Raw genomic sequence first — 21,881 nt, forward strand, 5'->3', positions numbered from 1 at the left:
AGGCATCACTCAAGGGAAAATGTAGTAATAACCACAACATTTTCGCAAAATACAGATTCCGAGTGGTGGTCGGTCGGAGCCATCAGTAGGATAGGCCACCGTTACGGGCCTCACCAAAGGCCCTTTTTGCATTAGCCGCGCGCTTGTTGGCGCAGGTGTAAAGGATACTTATATGGACCGCGTGCGAAATTTACTGGAGCAAATCCAGAATCGCCTTGAAGAGCTGAACAAGGCCGAACGCAAAGTCGCCGAGGTGATCCTGCTCAACCCGCAGCAGGCCACCCGCTTCAGCATCGCCGCCCTCGCCCAGGCTGCCTCGGTCAGCGAGCCGACGGTCAACCGTTTCTGCCGTTCGTTCGGTGTCAGCGGCTATCCCGAGCTCAAACTGCAACTGGCCCAGAGTCTGGCCAGTGGCGCCGCCTATGTCAGCCGTGCGGTGGAGGCCGATGACAATCCGGAGGCCTACACCCAGAAGATCTTCGGCAGCGCCATCGCCTCCCTGGACAGCGCCTGCCAGGCACTGGACCCGAACCTGATCAGTCGCGCCGTCGACCTGCTGATTCAGGCCCGGCAGATCCACTTCTTCGGCCTCGGCGCCTCGGCCCCGGTGGCACTGGATGCGCAGCACAAGTTCTTCCGCTTCAACCTCGCCGTCACGGCCCATGCGGATGTGCTGATGCAGCGCATGATTGCCTCGGTGGCCCATACCGGCGAGCTGTTCGTGATCATTTCCTACACCGGTCGCACCCGCGAACTGGTGGAAGTGGCGCGCATCGCCCGGGAAAACGGCGCCTCGGTGCTTGGCCTGACCGCCGAGAACTCGCCACTGGCCAAGGCCAGCACCCTGAGCCTGAACATCCCGCTGCCGGAAGACACCGACATCTACATGCCGATGACGTCGCGGATCATCCAGCTGACCGTGCTGGACGTACTCGCCACCGGCATGACCTTGCGCCGTGGCGTGGACTTCCAGCCGCATTTGCGCAAGATCAAGGAAAGCTTGAATGCCAGCCGGTATCCGGTGGGAGATGAGTTCAACTGACCGATCCTGAATCTTTACTGCTTGAAAGGACGCCTTCGCGAGCAAGCCCGCTCCCACAGGTGACCAGATTCCTTCAGTTGGAATGTGGTCGAATGTGGGAGCGGGCTTGCTCGCGAAGGGGCCAGCAGCAACACCGCAGAATCAAGCCCCCACCCGCGCCTGCAAACTCAAATGCGCCCGCTCCCCTGGTTTCAGGCACAGGCTGTCGGTACCGCCGCTTGCTGCCTCTACACAAACGAATTCGGATATCTCGTTCCAGGTCACGCCGAGCAACGGGCGTGAACCGGGATGCCACACCACCGTGTCTGCCGTATCCCCGGTATCAATGCACAACGCCCGCTGCCAGGCATGGTCGTTCAACTGCAATTCGCCGTCGTGCTGGAACACCCGCTGACACCCGCCATCAACGCGTAACTCGCCTTCCTGCTGACAAACCTGTCGGCTCAACTGGTCATAACCCTGCGCACCTTCAAGTCCAGACAGCGCTATCTCACTGACATCGCCAATACGCCAGTAAGCGTGCAAAGCCTGGCTCAACTGGCACGGCATGTCGTCCTGATGCTCGGTGCTCAGACGCAGTTCCATGCGCTCACCCAGGTGCGCGTGCAGGTCCACCTGCCAGTCGCACAACTTCAGTTGCCAGTGCAATCGCACGCCATCGTCGTCACTGTCGCTGTCGAGCAGCTTCCAGTCGAGCAACCGCGCCCAGCCATGGGACGGCCAGGCGTTTTCGCTCGGATGCCGGCCATACCACGGCCAACACACCGGCACGCCGCCGCGAATGGCGCCGACCTGCGGCCACTTTGCCGCGCACCACAGCCAGGGTTTCTGGCCCTTGGGCTGGAAGTGCAACAACTGCGCGCCCTGACGACTGAACACCGCCTGACACAGCGGATGATCGATCACCAGCACATCGCGCGTCTGATAGCGCTCCCACGCGAACACCGGACGCTCGCGCAAGGATTTGAAGAAGCGTTGTAGCGGATGCTCAAGCATGTGCCACGGTCCTGAAAAACATGGGTGTACTCAACATTCTCACTATCCTGTAGAGCGCTTTTTGTGGCGAGGGGGCTTGTCGGAATGCCGCATCACCCCGTTGGGTCGCGAAGCGGCCCCAAAAAGGGACTGCTGCGCAGTCCAACGGGGGCGAGCCCCCTCGCCACACAAAAAAAAGCGGACAGCCAGGGCTGTCCGCAAAAATGCGCACATTGAGGAGAGCTTATCGCAACAGCGTTAGAACACCGACTGAATTTTCAGGCCGGCCACCAGCGCGTTGTCGACTTCATCCACACCACCCGGGTGAGTGACGTATTGCAGGTTGGGACGTACGGTCAGCCAGTTGGTCACGTGGAAGCCGTAGTTGATCTCGTAGTTGTATTCGGTTTCACGAATGGGCGAGAACAGCGGATTGTCGTATTCCGAAACACCGTTGGCCGCGTTGGTCAGTTCAGCGTTTTTCTTCACGTCATCATTGACATGGATACGGGCGAAACCGATGCCCACGTCATCCTTCGGACGCGCGTCGAACGGGCCCTTGTACACGAACATCAGCGACTGGTAGTTGTCGATGAAGTTGGTGTCTTTGTCATGGAACGTTGCGTTGGCCGCGATGTTCAGACCACGGGAAGCATCGCCATTGTGGCTGGTCAGTTGCTGCTGCGCGACGAACCAGTAGCCATGCTTGCTATCGTGGACGCGATAAGGGTTGCCGGTGGTCGCTGCGTTCTGGCCGTTGTCGTCCTTGAGAACGTCGTCGGCATCAGAGGTACTTTTGTAGTAACCGACACGGTATTCGCCCGGCAGGTTGTTGACCTTCGGCGACCAGACCAGCTCGACCGGCAGGACGGTGCCATTGGTGCCACTGCCGCTGAGCTTGAAGCCGTTACCGTGCTCCAGTTGCGACGTGTTCTGGTTGTACGCGCCAATCTGGGCGTAGAGCTCGTCATTGATGTTGTACTTCACACGGATCGCCGCCTGGCTGACCGGCCAGTTGTACCAGATGTTGGTGGCCCAGTTACCCACCTGGGATCCGCAGAACGCCAGGTTCTGGAACTCGCACGGGAAGGTGTTGAAGTCTTCACCTTCACCGAAGTAACCGGCCTTGACGTCCAGCTTGTTGTCGAAGAACTGGTGCTGAATCCACAACTGGGTCAGACGGACCATGTGGCCGCGACCATAGACTTCCTGGGAGGAACTCAAGGTGCCGGCACGCGGATCGCCGATACGGTCGTTGGAGATGTTCTCACCGTTACGGTTGGTGAGCTGGATCTTGGCCTGGGTGTTATCCCAGCCGAACAGCTTCTCCAGGTCCAGCGCCGCGCCCAGGCCAAACTGGTCGGCGTAGCGCGCGGTCTTGTCATCGTTGAAGCCGCCATGCAGGTTAGCGCCGACTTCACCGACGTAATCCATCTTGATGTCGATGCCTTGCTCGATCAGCTTGGTACGCTCGCCACCCCAATCGCCCGTCATCCATTTGGAGTCGGAGCTGAACGCTTCATCGGCCATCGCATTGCCGGCCAGAACCAGTGCTGCCGCCGCTGAAACCTGGCAGATCAACCGGGCCTTGTTCTTCATCTTCATCCCTACTTCCTCGTTTTATTGTTATTAACTTTTCTTCTTTAACGCGGTTACATCAGTTGCGACGGATAACAATCCATCCGCCACATGTCCCCCCTGTGGGAGCGGGCTTGCTCGCGAAAGCGGTGTATCAGTCGACATAGTTGTTGAATGTCAGTACGCATTCGCGAGCAAGCCCGCTCCCACATTTCTTGTTCTTCAGCGGCCCTTGAACTGAGCGACGTTGGCGCTGTGCGCCTCGGTTTTCGGCACGCCAGCCACCCCCAACCGCTCCCCGGTCTTGGCATCGAACAGCAGCACTTTCGCCGGATCGAATTGCAGGGTCAGGGTCTCGCCCACGGCCGGCGCCACGTCCGGCGCCAGGCGGCAGCAGACCTTGGTGTCGTTGAGATTGACGAAGACCAGGGTGTCGGGCCCGGTCGGTTCGGTGACCTGGACTTCGGCGCGAATGGTCGGCAACCCGTTTGCTTCGCCGTTGGCCAGAATGATCTGCTCAGGGCGGATGCCGAGGATCACTTCGTGGTCTTCAAGACCGGCGTCCTGCATGCCCAGCGGCAATTCGCAACGGGCCTGGCCGCTGTCGAGCAGCGCCAGCAGACGACCGTCCTTGCGCTGCAAGCGCAGCGGGATGAAGTTCATCGGCGGCGAACCGATGAAGCTCGCCACGAACAGGTTGGCCGGGTTGTTGTAGATGTCCTTCGGCGTACCGAACTGCTGGATGATCCCGTCCTTCATCACCGCCACTTTGTCGCCCAGGGTCATGGCTTCGATCTGGTCGTGGGTCACGTAGACCGTGGTGGTTTTCAGGCGCTGGTGCATCAGTTTCATTTCGGTGCGCATCTCGACCCGCAGCTTGGCGTCGAGGTTGGACAGCGGTTCGTCGAACAGATAAATCTTCGGCCGCCGCGCCAGGGCACGGCCCATCGCCACGCGCTGTTGCTGGCCACCGGAGAGCTGGCCGGGCTTGCGGCTGAGCAGGTGTTCGATCTGCAACAGCTTGGAAACCCGAGCGACTTCTTCGTCGATTTCGGCAGTCGGCATTTTGCGGATCTTCAGGCCGAAGGCGATGTTGTCGCGCACGCTCATGGTCGGGTACAGCGCGTAGGACTGGAACACCATGGCGATGTCGCGATCCTTGGGGCTCATGCCGCTGATGTCGGCGTCGTCCACCAGGATCGCGCCACCGCTGATGGTTTCAAGGCCGGCGATGCAGTTCATCAAGGTCGACTTGCCGCAGCCCGACGGGCCGACCAGGATCAGGAACTCACCGTCATCGATTTTCAGTTCGATGTTTTTCAGGGTGTCCGGCAAACCGGGGCCGTAGGTCTTGTTGACGTTGCGTAATTCGAGAGTTGCCATGTTCTACCCCTTGACCGCGCCGGACGTCAGCCCGCGCAGGAAATACTTGCCAGCGAATATGTAGACCAGCAGTGTCGGCAGCCCGGCGATCATCGCGGCGGCCATATCAACGTTGTATTCCTTGGCCCCGGTGCTGGTGTTGACCAGGTTGTTCAGGGCCACGGTAATTGGCTGGGCGTCGCCACTGGCGAACACCACGCCGAACAGGAAGTCATTCCAGATCTGGGTGAACTGCCAGATCAGGCAGACCATCACGATCGGGATCGACATCGGCAGCAGGATCTTCAGGAAGATCGTGAAGAAGCCCGCGCCATCGAGCCGTGCGGCCTTGACCAGCGCATCCGGAATGCTCACGTAGTAGTTGCGGAAGAACAGCGTGGTGAACGCCAGGCCGTAGACCACGTGCACCAGCACCAGGCCAGTGGTGGTGTTGGCCAGGCCGAACTTGCCGAGGGTGAACGAGGCTGGCAGCAGCACGGTCTGGAACGGCAGGAAGCAGCCGAACAGCAACAGGCCGAAGAACAGTTGCGAACCACGGAAGCGCCACATCGACAGCACGTAGCCGTTCATGGCCCCGATGAACGTGGAGATCAGCACCGCCGGCACGGTGATCTTCACCGAGTTCCAGAAGTAGCCGCCGACCACGTCCCAGGCCTTGATCCAGCCAATGCCGTCGATCACGGTCGGCCAGCTCAGCAGGTTGCCGGTACGGATGTCTTCCGGGGATTTGAAGCTGGTCAGCAGCATTACCACCAACGGGATCAAGTACACCGCTGCCGCCAGCAACAGAGTTGCGTAGATCGCGATGCGGCTGAAACTGATACCCGATTTTCCGAGTTGATTAGTCATGGCGTTTGCCTCGCAGCTCGGAGTACAGGTACGGCACGAGGATGGTCAGCACGGCGCCGAGCATCAGCATGGCGCTGGCCGAACCGATGCCCATCTGGCCACGGCTGAAGGTGAAGGAATACATGAACATCGCCGGCAGGTCGGAGGAGTAACCCGGACCGCCCGCAGTCATCGCCGCGACCAGGTCGAAGCTCTTGATCGCGATGTGCGCCAGGATCATGAAGGCGCTGAAGAACACCGGACGCAGGCTCGGCAGGACGATCTTCAGGTAGATGGTCGGCAGGCTCGCGCCATCGACTTGCGCAGCACGGATGATCGATTGATCGACACCGCGCAGGCCGGCGAGGAACATCGCCATGACAAACCCGGAGGCTTGCCACACGGCGGCGATCACCAGGCAGTAGACCACGCGATCCTGATCCACCAGCCAGTCGAGACGGAAGCCTTCCCAGCCCCAGTCGCGCAGCATCTTGTCCAGGCCCAGGCCTGGGTTGAGCAGCCATTTCCACGCGGTACCGGTGACGATCATCGACAGCGCCATCGGGTACAGGTAGACGGTGCGGATGAAGCCTTCCTTGCGAATGCGCTGATCCAGCAGCACCGCGAGGAACACGCCCAGCACCAGGCTGATGCCGATGAACATGCCGCCGAACAGTGCGAGGTTCTTGCTCGCGACCCACCAGCGGTCGTTGTCCATCAGGCGCATGTATTGCTGCAGGCCGACCCACTTGTAGCTCGGCATGAAGCTGGAGTTAGTGAAGGACAGAATGAACGTCCAGATGATGTAACCGTAGAAGCCAACCAACACGATCAGCATGCTCGGCGCGAGTACCAACTTGGGTAACCAGCGTTGCAGCGCATCGAACGGTGAGGCTTTGCTGAAAACCGCCACAGAGCTCATCGGGATAATCCAGGTTTAGAGAAATGAATCGACGCAGTGATCCCTTGTGGGAGCGGGCTTGCTCGCGAAAGCGGTGTGTCAGTCGACATCAATGTTGAATGTCGGTCCGCATTCGCGAGCAAGCCCGCTCCCACATGGGGTCAGGCTGTGTCAGGGATTACTGGGCAGCTTTGACAGCCGAGGCCAGTTGGGCGCTGGCCTTGGCCGGGTCTGCGTCCTTGTCGTTCATGAAGTTGGTGACCACGTCGAAGATCGCGCCCTGCACGGCCAGGGAGGTGGCCATGTTGTGCGCCATGCTCGGTTGCAGGCCGCCGGTCTTGTCGTCCGCGATGAAGTCCTTGGCCGACTTCTGGGCACACTCGTCGAAGCCGAGCTTGTCCATTTCGTTCAGCATGTCGTTACGCACCGGGATCGAACCCTTGTTCATGCTGAAGACTTTCTGGAAGTCGGTACCCAACGCGACCTTGGCCAGGTCTTGCTGGGCAGCGATGTCGCCCTTGCGATCGGCCTTGAGCTTGAACACCGCCATCGAGTCGATGTTGTAGGTGAAGGCTTTTTCGGTGCCTGGGAACGCTACGCACTGGTAGTCCTTGCCGGCGATTTTCTTCGCGGCGGTCCACTCGCTTTTCGCCCAGTCGCCCATCATCTGCATGCCGGCCTTGCCATTGATGACGTCGGCGGCGGCGATGTTCCAGTCACGACCGGCGCGGTTCGGGTCCATGTAGCCGGTGATTTTTTTCAGCTCGGCGAACGACTTGGTCATCTCCGGGCCGGACAGGGTTTTCTGGTCCAGGTCGACCAGGGCTTTCTTGTAACCGTCAGCGCCCATGACCGAGAGCACCACGTCTTCGAACACGGTGCTGTCCTGCCAAGGCTGACCGCCGTGGGCGAGCGCGATGAAGCCGGCGGCCTTGAGCTTGTCGCCGGCGGCATAGAATTCTTCGAGGGTCGTCGGGGCTTTTTCGATCCCGGCTTTCTTGAACACTTCCGGGTTGATCCACAGCCAGTTGACGCGGTGGATGTTCACCGGCACGGCGACGTAGTCACCTTCGTACTTCACGGTGTCGGAGACTTTCTTCGACAGCAGGCCATCCCAGTTTTCCGCCTTGGAAACGTCCTTCAACGCGTCGGTGCTGAGCAGGCCAGTGCTGCCCCACTCCTGGATGTCCGGGCCTTTGATCTGGGCAACGCCCGGCGGGTTGCCGGCTACGGCGCGACTTTTGAGTACGGTCATGGCCGTGGAACCGCCACCACCGGCGACTGCGCCGTCCTTCCAGGTGAAGCCGTCTTTTTCGACTTGAGCCTTCAGGACATCGACCGCTGCTTTTTCACCACCGGAAGTCCACCAGTGAACGACTTCAACGGAACCTTTGGATTCGGCGGCCAGGACACTGAGGGGGAGCGCAGACAGGGAAGCGAGAGAAATGACAGTAGCGAGGCGAGAAATCGCATTCATCTAGGAGCACCTTTCTTGTTGTTATGCATGCAAGTCTGTTGCTTGCGCTGCATAAGATTCTAAACAGGGGATATCCCCTCGCAGGTAACGAAGGGATGCGCGAATGTCACCGCATGGTTACATAGAACCGCTCTGGGACGGCTGCGCCAGCGCCGTGGCCATGCTCGGCGCCAGCGCCAGGCGCGGAATCAGCACGGCTTGCCAGGCGTGGTAAAGATCAGGCTTGCCGGGCCAGATATCGGCACTCGGGCGGTTTTGCGGGTCGAGTTCGTGATGCCAGCTGCCGTCTTCGCGGTCGATGAAATGACTGTCACAGAACTCCCAGAAAAGTCGGTACCAGTGTTCGTATTGCTCTTCACCGGTGCGTTTGAGCAGCGCACTGGCGGCGGCACTGGCTTCACAATGGGTCCAGTGCAGGCGATGGCGGACCACCGCTTTGTTGCCCCAATCCAGGGTGTAGACAATGCCCGGCGCGCCATCGACGTCCCAGCCATGGAGGCAATTGTGCTCGAACAGTTTTTGCGCATCGGTGACCAGCCAGCCCGGCGTGAGCATCCCGGCTCTCACCCGCGAAGCTTCGAGGTGCAGCAACAGCCGCGCCCACTCGAAACCATGGCCCGGGGTGGTGCCGTAGGGGCGGAAGCCGTCGGCCGGATTGTCGCGGTTGTAGTCCCGCAGTGGTTGCCAGGCGCGGTCGAAATGCTCGATCACCAGGTAATCGTTGGCGGCGGCGTGGCCATGAATTACGCGCTCGACAATCCGTTGGGCGCGGCTCAGCCAGCGGTTGTCATCGGTGACATCGGCCAGGGCGAGGAAAGCTTCGGTGGCGTGCATATTGCTGTTGGCGCCCCGGTACGCCTCCTCTTCGCTCCAGTCGCAATTGAAAGACTCGCGCATCGCGCCTTCTTCTTCGCTCCAGAAATAAGTGTCGATGATATCGATGGCATCATCGAGCAAGGCTTGCGCACCGGGGCGCTGCGCGACCACCGCAGAACTGGCGGCCAGCGCGACGAAGGCATGCAGGTAGGCGTTCTTGCCGGTATTGCCGTCACGATGTTCGGCGGTCGCAAACCAGCCGCCATGCAGCGTGTCGCGCAACGGCCCGCGCAGTGCGGCAACGCCGTGATCCACCAGTTCGGCAAAGCCCGGCAAACCCTGAATGTGGGCCATGGCGAAGCTGTGGATCATGCGCGCGGTGTTCATGGTCTGGGCTTGCGCATCAGGCGGGAGGCGACCCTTTTCATCGAGGTTGCCAAAGCCTTCAGGCAGTTTCGAAGCCTTGGCGAAGGTCAGCAGGCGCAAGCCTTCGGTGGCGAGCCATTGCTGATGGGCAGGTGCGTTCAGCCAACTGCTGAAGGCCGGTTGGAAGGTGTCCATGGCGTACCTTTTTTGTTGTTATGACTGTGGGGCAGCATAAACAACGGACGAAGGTCGGCTTGTAACGAAGGGGGTGGGTTATGTCACCAGCTTGTGACATTCCCTTGGAAGATGTGTTGAATGATCTGACGCCTTCGCGAGCAAGCCCGCTCCCACATTGGTTCTGCGTCGTGAACGAATCAAATGTGGGAGCGGGCTTGCTCGCGAAGAACGATAACGCGGTCTGACTAGTCAACGCTGCGGGGCAACTGCAACGTTACCCGCAACCCGCCTTCACGCAAATTCTGCAAACTCACCTCACCACCATGGCTATGGGCAATGTTGCGGGCAATCCCCAGCCCCAAGCCGTAACCCTGCTGCTGCCCGGCCAGGCGGAAGTGCGGTTCGAACACCTGCTCCAGGCGCTGCTCCGGCACGCCCGGCCCTTCGTCATCGACATGCAGGATGAACGCGCTTTCGTCGTCATCGATGTGCAGGTGCGCGTTCTGCCCGTACTTCAGCGCATTGTCGATCAGGTTGCCGATGCAGCGCTTGAGCGCCAGCGGTTTGCCCGGGTACGCCGCCAGCGCCCGCCCCTGCTGGGTCACGCGGCCGTTGCCGTTCGGCGCGAGATAGGGTTCCACCAGACAGTCGAGCACATGGTTGAGATCCACCGGCTCGATGTTCTCGTGGATGTCGGTGTCTTTCACGCATTGCAGCGCCCCCTTGACCAGCAACTCCAGCTCGTCCAGATCGCGCCCGAACTTGGCTTGCAGTGTTTCGTCTTCGAGCAATTCAACCCGCAGGCGCAAGCGGGTGATCGGCGTGCGCAGGTCGTGGGAAATGGCGCTGAACAACTGGCTGCGTTCGGTCAGGTAACGGCTGATGCGCTCGCGCATGGTGTTGAAGGCGCGCCCGACCTCGACCACTTCGCTGCCACCGCCCTCGGCCACCGGTTCCACGTCGGCCCCCAACGACAGGTCCCGCGCCGCCCGCGCCAGGCGCTTGAGCGGACGACTCTGCCAGTGCACCAGCAGGCCGATGAACAACAGCAAAAAGCTGCTGGTCAGGACGATGAACCACACCTGCTGCGCCGGCAGGCCCTGCTCTTCAAGACTGGTGTAGGGCTCGGGCAACAGCGAAGCGATGTACAGCCATTCGCCCGGTGCCATCTGGATCTGCGTGACCAGCACTGGCGGGTTCACCGGTTCCAGGGTCAGCGCGTAGTGCGCCCAGGAACGTGGCAATTCATCGAGCTTCAGGCCGCCATTGAAGATGCGCAGGTCTTCCGGGCTGACGAAAGTCACCGAGATGTCCGTGTCCTGGCCGAGGGACTGGCGCAGCACTTCGTCAACCGCCTTGAGCACCGCCTCTTTACGCGGGGTGTTGGGCAGCACTTCCATGCCCAGGGGTTTGTCGTTGAGCGTCACCACGAACCGGGTGCCACCCATGCTGCGCAACTGGTCGAGCACCAAGGGTCGAAACGCCACCGGTAACGAACGGAAATAGCTGACGCTGGCGGTCATTGAATGGGCCAGGCTGCGGGCACTGGTGACCAGGCCCTCGAGCTGCGTGGCGCGCAGTTGCGACACCCAGATCACACTCGACAATGCCTGGGCGAACAACACCGCCAGCAGGGTCAGCAGCAACATCCGCCCGAGCAGCGAACGCGGCATCGGCACCTTGGCGGCGAGCTTGCGCAAAGTCTCAGTGACCATTGCTGGCAACCACGTTGGCCGCCAGTTGGTAGCCGCTGCCACGCACGGTGCGGATCAGCCGTGGCGGTTTTTCCGTGTCGCGCAGGCGCTGGCGCAAACGGCTGACCGCCATGTCGACGATGCGATCCAGGGGCATCAGTTCGCGGCCGCGGGTGGCATTGCCGATGGTGTCGCGGTCGAGGATTTCCTGTGGATGATCGAGGAACAGTTTCAGCAGCGCGAAATCGGCGCCCGAGAGAATCACCTCTTCGCCGTCGATGTGAAACAGCCGATGGCTGACCATGTCCAGCCGCCAGTCATCGAAGGCCAGCACCTCACCGCCACTGCGCTCCTGACCGAACTGCGCGCGGCGCAGCAACGCCTTGATCCGTGCCTGCAACTCCCGTGGGCTGAAGGGCTTGCCGAGGTAATCGTCGGCGCCCAGTTCCAGGCCGATGACGCGATCGGCTTCGTCGGAACTGGCGGTGAGCATGATGATCGGCACCTGCGCCTGGCGCGGATGCTGGCGAATCCAGCGGCACAGGCTGAAGCCGTCTTCGTCGGGCAACATCACATCAAGGATCACCAGATCACTCGGCGCCTCGTTCAGCGCCTGGCGAAAACCGGCGCCGTCGGGCGTGGTACGTACCTGGAACCCGGCGCGGGTCAGGTAGGTATCCAGCAACTCGCGTATCTCTTGATCGTCATCGACCAACAAAATCGACTTGTTGACTGAGCTCACGGGCGGCGTCCTTGTTGTTTGAATTGGGCGGATTATGCCTTAAGCACCGAAACTGCAAACACCACAGAAACAACTGTGGGAGCGGGCTTGCTCGCGAAAGCGGTGTGTCAGTCAACGAATGTGTTGAATATAAAACCGCATTCGCGAGCAAGCCCGCTCCCACATTTTGATCGTATTTCAAGCTGGGAGAGATTGCTCCAAGGCTACTCCGGCGCCAACCAACCCGGAATACGGCGCTGTCACCAGCCACACCGGAATCCCCTTGAAGTAGTCGCTCATGCAACCCTTGTCGGCGAAGCAGCGGGCGAAACCGCTTTCGAGGAAGAAATCGGCAAAGCGCGGAATCACCCCGCCCACGATGTACACGCCACCGCGTCCACCGGTGGTCAGTACGTTATTGCCGGCCACGCGACCGAGCCAGCAGCAGAACTGCTCAAGCACTTCCACGGCAATCGGGTCGCCCGCCAGCCCGGCAGCGGTGATGGCTTCCGGTGTGTCGAGCACAGGCGTGTGCCCGTCCACCGCGCAGATCGCCCGATAGACACGGGGCAAGCCGCCACCGCTCAAGGCTGTTTCCGCACTGACATGGCCAATTTCGTTGAAGATGTGCTGCCAGAGTTGGGTTTCACGCGGGCTGCTCAATGGCAGATCGACGTGACCGCCCTCCCCCGGCAACGCGGCAAAACGGCCCGCGCCCAGATCGAGCAAGGTGCCGACGCCCAGGCCGGTGCCCGGGCCAATCACCACCGCCGGGCGCAACGGCTCCGGCGTGCCTTCGCAGACCACGCGGAATTCGCCGGGCTGCAAACGGGTCATGCCCAGGGCCATGGCCGAGAAGTCGTTGACCAACAACAGCTGATCCACCTGCAAGGTCTGGCAAAAGCCCTTGCGGCTCAGGCGCCAGTGATTGTTGGTGAACCTGAATTCGTCACCACTCACCGGGCCCGCCACCGACAGGCACACCGAACCGATCGAACCCGGCGCCAGCCCCAGACCATTGAGGTACAGGCTGATAGCTTCTTCCGGGCTGGGAAAATCTGCCGTTGCCAGCACCTGGACCGATTCCAGCTGCTGGTTTTTCCACAACGCGAAACGTGCGTTGGTCCCACCGATGTCACCGACCAAAGCCAGTTTCAATTAAGCGTCTCCAGGGCAGAAGTAAAGGCGCTGGCGCCCTGCTCCGCCGAGCTGAAGGCCATGCGCATGAAACCGAACAGCTCGCGACCGGTGCCGATGTTGTTGCCCAACAGGCCCTTGGCCGGCGTGCGCGCTGCGAATTCTTCGGCGTCCACCTTAAGCTCCAGGGTGCCTTTGACGCCATCGACGCGGATGATATCGCCCTCTTGTACCCGCGCCAAAGCGCCGCCGACATAAGCTTCGGGGCTGACATGAATGGCCGCCGGGATTTTCCCCGACGCGCCGGACATGCGCCCGTCGGTCACCAGCGCGACTTTGAAGCCGCGATCCTGCAACACGCCGAGGAACGGCGTCATCTTGTGCAGCTCTGGCATGCCGTTGGAGCGCGGGCCCTGGAAGCGCATCACCGCGACAAAATCCTTCTCCAGCAAACCGGCCTTGAACGCATCGGCCAGGTCCTGCTGATCCTGGAACACCATGGCCGGCGCTTCGACGATCTGGTTTTCCACGGCCACGGCGGAGACTTTCATCACGCCACGACCGAGGTTGCCTTCCATCACCCGCAGGCCACCTTCGGCCGAGAACGCGCGAGCGACCGGACGCAGGATGCTTTCGTCGAGGCTGTCGGTCACGCCTTCACGCCAGACCAGTTGGCCATTGTCGAGGAACGGCTCCTGGGTGTAGCGGCTCAGGCCGTGGCCCATTACGGTGTTGACGTTTTCGTGGAGCAGCCCGGCTTCCAGCAGTTCGCGGATCAGGAACGACATGCCGCCCGCGGCCTGGAAGTGGTTGATGTCGGCTTTGCCGTTCGGGTAGACGTGGCTCAGGGTCGGCACGACTTCGGAGAGGTCGGCCATGTCCTGCCAGGTCAATTGAATGCCCGCCGCCATGGCGATGGCTGGCATGTGCAGGGTGTGGTTGGTCGAGCCGCCCGTGGCATGCAATGCGACAATCGAGTTGACCAGCGAACGCTCGTCGACGATTTCACCGATCGGCATGAAGTCGCCGTTCTGCTTGGTCAGGCGCGTGACCTGGTGCGCGGCTTCGCGGGTCAAGGCATCGCGCAACGGCGTGTTCGGGTTGACGAAGGACGCGCCCGGCAGATGCAGGCCCATGACTTCCATCAGCAACTGGTTGGTGTTGGCGGTGCCGTAGAAGGTACAGGTGCCGGGGCTGTGGTAGGACTTCATTTCCGATTCCAGCAGCTCTTCGCGAGTCGCCTTGCCTTCGGCGTATTTCTGGCGCACATCGGCTTTCTGCTTGTTGGAAATGCCCGACACCATCGGCCCGCCCGGCACGAAGATCATCGGCAGATGGCCGAAGCGCAGCGCACCCATCATCAGGCCCGGCACGATCTTGTCGCAGATGCCGAGCAGCAGCGCGCCGTCGAACATGTTGTGAGACAGCGCCACGGCGGTGGACAACGCGATCACTTCGCGGCTCGGCAAGCTCAGTTCCATGCCCGGCTCACCCTGGGTCACGCCATCGCACATGGCCGGCGTGCCACCGGCGAACTGACCGACGGAGCCGATTTCGCGCAGGGCTTTCTTGATCAGTTCGGGGAAGACTTCGTACGGCTGGTGTGCCGAGAGCATGTCGTTATATGACGAAACTATCGCGATGTTTGCGGAGTTCATCATCCGCAGGCTGTGCTTGTCGTCGCTGCCGCAACCGGCCACGCCATGGGCGAAGTTGGCGCATTGCAGCTTGCCGCGCATCGGACCGTCGCTGGCCGCACCGCGGATCAATGCAAGGTAGGCCTCACGCGTGGCGCGGCTGCGGGCGATAAGCCGTTCAGTGACCTCAAGGACGCGGGGATGCATGTGTAGAACTCCAGGCTAACGGATGTGGCGACCTGATTGTCTATGCTGATCAAAGGCCGGTGTCGATGGGATGACAGACGGTTTAATTGACCATTCGGACCAGTTGATTCAGGTCACTCGTTGTAGATTGAACAAAATATTGCCATTAAAAAGGCTTGTTTTCTATTTTTTTGCGAATAATCTTGTAATTCCAACAACAAAACGACGGTAGCGCCGCAATATGACTCTTCGAATCGCAATCAATGGTTTTGGCCGCATCGGCCGTAACGTCCTGCGTGCACTCTATACCCAGGGCTACCGTCAGGATCTGCAGATCGTCGCCATCAACGACCTGGGCGACAGCGCGATCAACGCTCATCTGCTCAAGTACGACACCGTTCACGGCACATTCGATGCCGATGTCCAGCACGACCAGGAGAGCCTGACGGTCAACGGCGACCGCATTTCGGTCAGTGCCATCCGCAACCCGGCCGACCTGCCCTGGGCCGCGGAAAAGATTGATGTGGTGTTCGAATGCACCGGTCTGTTCACCGACCGGGCCAAGGCCGCTGCGCATATTACGGCGGGCGCGCGCAAAGTGATTATCTCCGCCCCGGCCAAAGGCGCCGACGCTACCGTCGTTTACGGGGTGAACCACGACATTCTGCGCCAATCGCACCAGATCATTTCCAACGCGTCGTGCACCACCAACTGCCTGGCCCCGGTGGCCCAGGTGCTGCACCGCGAGCTGGGCATCGAAAGCGGTCTGATGACTACCATTCACGCCTATACCAACGACCAACACCTGACCGACGTCTATCACGTCGATCCGTACCGCGCCCGTTCGGCCACCCAGAACATGATCCCGAGCAAGACCGGTGCTGCTGAAGCGGTGGGCCTGGTGCTGCCGGAACTGGCGGGCAAATTGACCGGCATGTCGGTGCGCGTACCGGTCATCAATGTATCGCTGGTGGACCTGACGGTGCAGCTCAAGCGCGAAGCGTCGGCCGATGAGGTCAATGCACTGATGAAAGAAGCCAGCCAGCACTCGAAGATCCTTGGCTACAACACCCTGCCGCTGGTCTCCAGCGACTTCAACCACAACCCGCTGTCGTCGATCTTCGACGCCAACCACACCAAATCCAGCGGCAAGCTGCTCAAGGTACTGGCGTGGTATGACAACGAGTGGGGCTTCTCCAACCGCATGCTCGATAACTGCCTGGCGCTGTGTAACGCCGAATAAGCAGCACGTCCCTTCCTTCTTGTAGGAGCGAGCTTGCTCGCGATGGTCGTTAACGATAACGCGGGGAACCTGATGTCCCGCGGTGTTCTACAGTCCATCGCGAGCAGGCTCGCTCCTACAGGGTGCGTGTCATTTCTGGAGCCAGCATCGATGATCGGCATCAGCTTTACGCAAAAGACCATGGCGGCGCGCAAGCGTATCGCCCTGGTTGCCCATGACCACTGCAAGGTGTTCTTGCTGGACTGGGCCGAACGACAAAAAGACAGATTGGCCCAGCATGACCTGGTCGCCACCGGCACCACGGGGTTGTTGTTGCAACAACGCCTCGATCTGCCGGTGCAAAGCATGATCAGCGGGCCACTGGGCGGCGATCAGCAGCTCGGTGCGCAAATCGCCGAGCAGCGGGTCGACATGCTGGTGTTCTTCTGGGACCCGTTCGAGCCACAGCCCCACGACCCGGATATCAAGGCGTTGCTGCGGGTCGCGGCAGTGTGGAACATCCCGGTGGCGTGCAACGAATGCAGCGCCGACTACCTGCTCAGCAGCCCGCTGATGGATCAGGCGCACCTCCATCGGATTCCCGATTACGCCAGCTATTTGCAGGGTCGCGCGTAAAGCGTCACAAATCAGTGCTTGACCACTCGAGTAGATGATAAGCATTATCATCTACTCGAAATGGATCAGGTTCTCCCGTGAGTCAGTCGCGCTTCAACCACGTTTTCCTCACCCAGCGCACCTCCCTGCTGCGCACGCTGGAGCGGATGGTCAACAATCACAGCACCGCTGAAGACCTCTTGCAGGAAACTTACCTGCGGGTGACCCGGGCATTGAGCGAACGGGCCATCGATCATCTTGAGCCCTTTGTCTTCCAGACGGCGCGCAACCTGGCGCTGGACCATTTGCGCGCGCGGCGCATCCATTCGCGCACGATGGTCGACGACGTGCCGCAGGAGGTGATGCACAGCATCGCCGCCGCCACCAGCAGCGCCGAAGACGCCGCCCACGCCGAACAATTGCTGGAGCGCCTGAACGTGAGCCTCAGTGAACTCAGCGCCCGCCAACAGCGGATTTTCATCCTCAGCCGCCTGCACGGTCACAGTTACCAGGAAATCGCCGAGGAGTTGAACGTGTCCCTCAGCACCGTGCAGAAAGAACTCAAACTGATCATGTCGATCTGCATCGGGGTTGCCGATCGCTTGAACGCCAACTGAGCGCCAAGGCCCTGCGCTTACCTGGACCGACTGCGCTGATCATCGGGCTTTGCTACCCTTGGCCCACTTTTACGCTTCACTAAAAAAACAGCCGTGCACAGACACTGCCGAGGAAACACCGTGACGGACAACCACCGCTCCCCCGAGCCTTCATCGGCGCAGGACCCCGCAAGCGCGATGGACCAGGCGCTGGACTGGCTGATCGTGCTCGGCAGTCCCGACGAGGAGCAGAGCCGCCAATTCCAGGTATGGCTCGACGCCGATCCGTTGAATGCCCAGGCGTTCGCCAAGGCCCAGGCGATCTGGGACGGCCCGCAAGTGGCGCAATGCGCGCAAAGCCTGGCCGCCCGTCCGGCTAAAATCACTGTCCTCGCCCGTCTGCGCCCGCACTGGAAACCACTGGCCACCGCCGCCGTGCTGCTGCTCGGACTGTTCAGTTTCAGCAGTTTGCCGATGCGCCTGCAGGCCGATCACCTGACTGTGGTCGGCGAACGCCAACGCCTGCAACTGGAGGACGGTTCCAGGGTTCTGCTCAATACCAACTCGGCGTTCTCAAGCACCATCAACGACCAGCAACGTGTTGCCCGCCTGTATCAGGGCGAAGCGTTTTTCGAAGTGCAGGCCAATCGCGGCCAACCACTGGAAATTGACGCCGGCCCGGTCACGGCCAGCGTTCGCGATACCGCATTTGCCGTGAGTTACCTGGACGGCGTGGCGCAGGTGCAGGTACAGCGCGGCGACGTCGACTTGCGCGCCACTCGGGATGACGCGCGGGTACGCTTGTCCGCCGGGGAAAGCATTCGGATCGGCCCCAACGGCTTCGACCGCCCGGCCAAACTCGACGCCGCCACCGACCTTGCGTGGGTCCAGGGACGGCTGGTGTTCGAAAACTGCCCGCTGAACCAGGTACTGGCAGAACTTCGCCGCTATTACCCGGGCTGGATCATCAACAATAACGAACAGTTGGCCGATGTCACCGTGACCGGCAACTACCGTCTCGATCAGCCGCTGGACGTGGTTCGCTCCCTGGCCCACATCACCTCGGCCCGGCTCCAGGAATTCCCGGCGCTGGTCATCCTGAACTGAATGAGAATTATTTTTACTCGATAGCCAAACCCCGTACGTCTCGTTATAGCCAATGCAATTGATTCGCATCTCACCATGCCAATCAGCACCTATAAAGATTCGTGCGACACGGAGCGCTATCGATGTCCCCTCGCCTTACCCGCCAAGCCCCTACACCTTCCCGCGTGCTGTCGCTGCTGACCGCCGCCATCCTGATGGCCGGTACCGCACCGCTCATGGCCGCCACCGCCACCGAGCAGTCGAGCCGCAAAATGGGCGACTACTCGTTCGCCATTCCCCAGCAATCACTGGTGTCGGCACTCAATGCCTTTACCACCGTAACGGGCTGGCAGATCGGTGTGTCGTCGGAGCTGGCGCAAGGTGTGGCCTCGCCGGGAGTGCGCGGATCCCTGTCACCGGAGAAAGCCCTGGATCGCCTGTTGGTGGGGACCAACCTGGGCTATCGCAAACTGGGCAACAACAGCATCGTTCTGGAAAAGCGCAGTGGTAGCAGCACCCTGAATCTCGATCAGGTGACCATCAGCGCCACCCGTAACGAACAGTCTGTGAATAGCGTGCCGAGCACGGTCTCTGTCTACACCCGCGAAGATCTGGACCGCAACAACGTCAATACCATCAAGGAGCTGGTGCGCTACGAACCCGGTGTTTCGGTAGGCGGCGCAGGCCAGCGGGCCGGTATCACCGGCTACAACATTCGCGGCATCGATGGCGACCGCGTGCTGACCCAGGTCGATGGCGTGCAGGTACCCGACGGCTTCTTCAATGGCCCCTATGCCCAGACCAACCGCAACTATGTCGACCCGGAAATCGTCAAGCGTGTGGAAATCCTCCGTGGCCCGGCCTCTGTTTTGTACGGCAGCAATGCCATTGGCGGCGCCGTCAGTTACTACACGCTGGACCCGGACGACATCATCAAACCGGGCAAGGATGTCGGCGCGCGCCTGAAAACCGGCTACAGCTCCGCCGACGACAGCTGGCTGACGTCCGGCACCGTCGCCGGCCGCACCGGCGAGCTCGATGGCCTGTTGCATCTCAGTCAACGCAACGGTCATGAAACAGAGTCCTATGGCGAAACCGGCGGCACTGGGCTGAACCGCACTGAAGCCAACCCCCAGGACGCGCGCACCACCAGTGTGCTGGCAAAACTGGGCTGGAATTACGCCGACGACGCGCGCCTGGGCCTGACCTATGAGCATTACAAGGACGACCGCGACACCAATCAATTGAGCGCAGTGGGCGGCCCGTTCAATGCCGGACGCGGTTTCGGCTACTACAAGTCCCGTACCGGTAACGACACAATCACCCGCGAACGCTTTGGCCTGGAACACAGCTTCGGTCTGGACAGCGCCCTGGCCGACAACATCAAGTGGACGCTGAACTACCAGATCGCCAAGACCGACCAGAGCACCGAGGAAATCTACGCGCCGCCGTCACGAACCGTGCTGCGTAACCGCGATACCACCTACAAGGACCGCCAATGGGTATTCGATGCCCAGGCTGACAAGTCGTTTGCCATCGCCGACACCGACCACCTCGTCACCTATGGCACCACCATCAAGCAGGACAAAATCACCGGCCTGCGTACCGGCACCGGCACCTGCCTGACCGTGGCCGGATCCTGTCGGGTCATTGGCGCCCCTAGTGCCACCGACACGCTGACACCCGCCAGTGACTTCCCGGACCCGACCGTCAACAGCTACAGCCTGTTCGCCCAGGATCTGATCAGCTGGGGCAACTGGACCTTTGCGCCAGGTGCTCGCTACGACTACACCGAGCTCAAGCCGCACATCACCGAAGAGTTCCTGGCTACCGCCGACCAGAGCGGTAACGGTACGGTGAGCGACGAGAGCAAAACCTGGCATCGCCTGTCGCCGAATTTTGGCACCACCTACAGCTTCAACGACTATTACACCTGGTACGGCAAATACGCTGAAGGCTTCCGCACCCCGACCGCCAAGGCGTTGTACGGTCGTTTCGAAAACATCGCCGGCGGCTATCGGGTAGCGCCTAATCCTGACCTCGAACCGGAAAAAAGCAAAAGCTACGAGACGGGTTTGCGCGGCAACTTCGAGCAGGGCTCGTTTGACGTAGCGGTGTTCTACAACAAATACCGCGACTTCATTAACGAGAACGCCATCACGCCGGGCTACACCGAGACCACGTTCCAGAGCAACAACATCAAGCACGCCACCATCAAGGGTGCCGAGGTCAAGGGACGCCTGAACCTGGACGCCTTCGGCGCGCCGCAAGGCCTCTACACCCAGGGCTCGGTGGCCTATGCCTACGGTCGCAACGACGACAACGGCGAGCCGCTCAACAGCGTCAACCCGCTGACCGGCGTATTCGGCCTCGGCTACGACCAGGACACCTACGGCGGCTTGCTCAGCTGGACGCTGGTGAAAAAGAAAGACCGCGTCGACAGCACCAGTTTCAAAACCCCGGACGGCACCAGCACCCAGTTCAAGACGCCCGGTTTCGGCATTCTGGACCTGAGCGCGTTCTACAAGGTGACCGACGACGTGACCGTCAGCGGCGGCGTCTACAACCTCACCGACAAGAAGTACTGGCTGTGGGATGACGTGCGCGGCTACGACAGCGTCGGCGAAGCCTCGGTGACCCAACCGGCCAACCTCGACCGTCTGACCCAGCCGGGTCGCAACTTTGCGGTCAACCTGATCTGGGATATCTGATCCGCTCATCTCGCCTGGCGGTTTCATCAAGCCGCCCGGTGAGGATTTTTTACTGTCAGGCGCCTTCCTGTTCGTCTCGTTACCAAGCGCCTCTTCTTTCTCCAAGGAATTGCCATGACTACCCAGGCCACCGAACAACGCCCCAACCTGCGTTCGCAACGTTTGAACCAGATCACCCACGAGCCGCACAGCAAGCTCGATGCCCTGGTCAAGGCTCATGCCCCGTTTGAAACCCCGGCCAATTTCGCTCGTTTCGTGGTGGCGCAGTACCTGTTCCAGTCGGAACTGGTGTCGCTGTACAACGATGCCGAACTGACCGCCATCGTCCCGGACCTGCCGGCCCGCTGTCGTGCCGATGCAGCCAGGGCCGACCTCGCGGACCTGGACACCGACGTGCCGGCACCTGTCGCCGGTGCACTGAAGAACCCGACCAAGGCTGAGGCCCTGGGCTGGATCTTCGTCTCCGAAGGCTCGAAGCTCGGCGCGGCGTTCCTCATCAAGCGTGCCGTGGGCCTTGGCCTGAGCGAAACCTTCGGCGCCCGCCACCTCGGCGAACCGGCCGGCGGCCGCGCTGATGGCTGGAAGAGCTTCGTCAAAACCCTGGACGGCCTGGCATTCAGCGCCCGGGAAGAAGCCGAAGTGGAAAAAGGCGCCATCGACGCGTTCAACCGTTTTACGGTGTTGCTGGAGCGGGCTTACGCTACCGAAGCCGCCTGACCCAACGCGTTCCCCT

At 61.0% G+C, this 21,881-nt stretch carries 18 protein-coding genes; 7 read left to right on the forward strand and 11 right to left on the reverse strand.

Annotated features, from left to right (window positions below; genetic code table 11):
• The first annotated feature begins 181 nt into the window (after window positions 1–181).
• Window positions 182–1,042: a MurR/RpiR family transcriptional regulator gene (locus KGB29_RS18270; RefSeq protein WP_170948639.1), complete on the forward strand. Its 861-nt coding sequence runs from the start codon at window positions 182–184 to the stop codon at window positions 1,040–1,042.
• Between the two features lie 141 nt (window positions 1,043–1,183).
• Here the strand turns inward: KGB29_RS18270 and KGB29_RS18275 are convergent, their stop codons facing one another.
• From KGB29_RS18275 to edd, 11 genes are all read right to left on the reverse strand, one after another.
• Window positions 1,184–2,038, reverse strand: coding sequence for a D-hexose-6-phosphate mutarotase (locus KGB29_RS18275; protein WP_150813278.1), 855 nt, complete (start codon window positions 2,036–2,038; stop codon window positions 1,184–1,186).
• A 237-nt stretch (window positions 2,039–2,275) separates the two neighbouring features.
• Window positions 2,276–3,622, reverse strand: coding sequence for a carbohydrate porin (locus tag KGB29_RS18280; RefSeq protein ID WP_150813279.1), 1,347 nt, complete (start codon window positions 3,620–3,622; stop codon window positions 2,276–2,278).
• 195 nt (window positions 3,623–3,817) lie between these two features.
• Window positions 3,818–4,978, reverse strand: a complete 1,161-nt coding sequence (locus tag KGB29_RS18285) for an ABC transporter ATP-binding protein (protein WP_150813280.1) — start codon at window positions 4,976–4,978, stop codon at window positions 3,818–3,820.
• Window positions 4,979–4,981: 3 nt separating this feature from the next.
• Entirely contained in the window at window positions 4,982–5,827 is an 846-nt protein-coding gene (locus tag KGB29_RS18290) for a carbohydrate ABC transporter permease (RefSeq protein WP_007974434.1), read from the reverse strand.
• Window positions 5,820–6,728: a carbohydrate ABC transporter permease gene (locus KGB29_RS18295; protein ID WP_008032969.1), complete on the reverse strand. Its 909-nt coding sequence runs from the start codon at window positions 6,726–6,728 to the stop codon at window positions 5,820–5,822. The genes KGB29_RS18290 and KGB29_RS18295 overlap by 8 nt, the downstream gene beginning before the upstream one ends.
• A 157-nt stretch (window positions 6,729–6,885) precedes the next feature.
• The gene (locus KGB29_RS18300; RefSeq protein WP_150813281.1) at window positions 6,886–8,184 is read right to left on the reverse strand and encodes an ABC transporter substrate-binding protein; all 1,299 of its coding nucleotides are present in this window, start codon (window positions 8,182–8,184) and stop codon (window positions 6,886–6,888) included.
• A 117-nt stretch (window positions 8,185–8,301) separates the two neighbouring features.
• Entirely contained in the window at window positions 8,302–9,561 is a 1,260-nt protein-coding gene (locus KGB29_RS18305; protein WP_150813282.1) for an AGE family epimerase/isomerase, read from the reverse strand.
• 227 nt (window positions 9,562–9,788) lie between these two features.
• The gene (locus KGB29_RS18310; RefSeq protein ID WP_218543368.1) at window positions 9,789–11,216 is read right to left on the reverse strand and encodes an ATP-binding protein; all 1,428 of its coding nucleotides are present in this window, start codon (window positions 11,214–11,216) and stop codon (window positions 9,789–9,791) included.
• A 31-nt stretch (window positions 11,217–11,247) separates the two neighbouring features.
• Complete coding sequence (locus KGB29_RS18315; RefSeq protein ID WP_008050538.1) at window positions 11,248–11,979, reverse strand: response regulator; 732 nt, start codon at window positions 11,977–11,979, stop codon at window positions 11,248–11,250.
• Window positions 11,980–12,156: 177 nt separating this feature from the next.
• Window positions 12,157–13,116, reverse strand: coding sequence for a glucokinase (locus KGB29_RS18320; RefSeq protein ID WP_150813284.1), 960 nt, complete (start codon window positions 13,114–13,116; stop codon window positions 12,157–12,159).
• Window positions 13,113–14,939 (reverse strand): phosphogluconate dehydratase, encoded by a 1,827-nt coding sequence (gene edd / locus KGB29_RS18325; RefSeq protein WP_057713545.1) that lies wholly within the window; start codon window positions 14,937–14,939, stop codon window positions 13,113–13,115. The genes KGB29_RS18320 and edd overlap by 4 nt, the downstream gene beginning before the upstream one ends.
• A 220-nt stretch (window positions 14,940–15,159) precedes the next feature.
• Between edd and gap the strand changes: the two genes are divergently transcribed.
• From gap to KGB29_RS18355, 6 genes are all read left to right on the forward strand, one after another.
• Entirely contained in the window at window positions 15,160–16,161 is a 1,002-nt protein-coding gene (gene gap, locus KGB29_RS18330) for a type I glyceraldehyde-3-phosphate dehydrogenase (RefSeq protein ID WP_007974423.1), read from the forward strand.
• Window positions 16,162–16,311: 150 nt separating this feature from the next.
• Window positions 16,312–16,776 carry a methylglyoxal synthase gene (locus tag KGB29_RS18335; RefSeq protein ID WP_150813285.1) on the forward strand — a complete coding sequence of 155 codons (465 nt, stop codon included), beginning with the start codon at window positions 16,312–16,314 and terminating at the stop codon, window positions 16,774–16,776.
• Window positions 16,777–16,853: 77 nt separating this feature from the next.
• Complete coding sequence (locus KGB29_RS18340) at window positions 16,854–17,372, forward strand: RNA polymerase sigma factor (RefSeq protein ID WP_057713542.1); 519 nt, start codon at window positions 16,854–16,856, stop codon at window positions 17,370–17,372.
• Window positions 17,373–17,492: 120 nt separating this feature from the next.
• Window positions 17,493–18,458 carry a FecR family protein gene (locus KGB29_RS18345; RefSeq protein ID WP_150813286.1) on the forward strand — a complete coding sequence of 322 codons (966 nt, stop codon included), beginning with the start codon at window positions 17,493–17,495 and terminating at the stop codon, window positions 18,456–18,458.
• Between the two features lie 122 nt (window positions 18,459–18,580).
• The gene (locus KGB29_RS18350; protein ID WP_218543257.1) at window positions 18,581–21,148 is read left to right on the forward strand and encodes a TonB-dependent receptor; all 2,568 of its coding nucleotides are present in this window, start codon (window positions 18,581–18,583) and stop codon (window positions 21,146–21,148) included.
• A 114-nt stretch (window positions 21,149–21,262) separates the two neighbouring features.
• Window positions 21,263–21,865, forward strand: a complete 603-nt coding sequence (locus KGB29_RS18355; RefSeq protein ID WP_150813288.1) for a biliverdin-producing heme oxygenase — start codon at window positions 21,263–21,265, stop codon at window positions 21,863–21,865.
• Window positions 21,866–21,881: the final 16 nt, after the last annotated feature.

It is taken from the genome of Pseudomonas sp. BF-B-30, from assembly GCF_019956305.1.
GTDB classification, from domain to species: domain Bacteria; phylum Pseudomonadota; class Gammaproteobacteria; order Pseudomonadales; family Pseudomonadaceae; genus Aquipseudomonas; species Aquipseudomonas jessenii.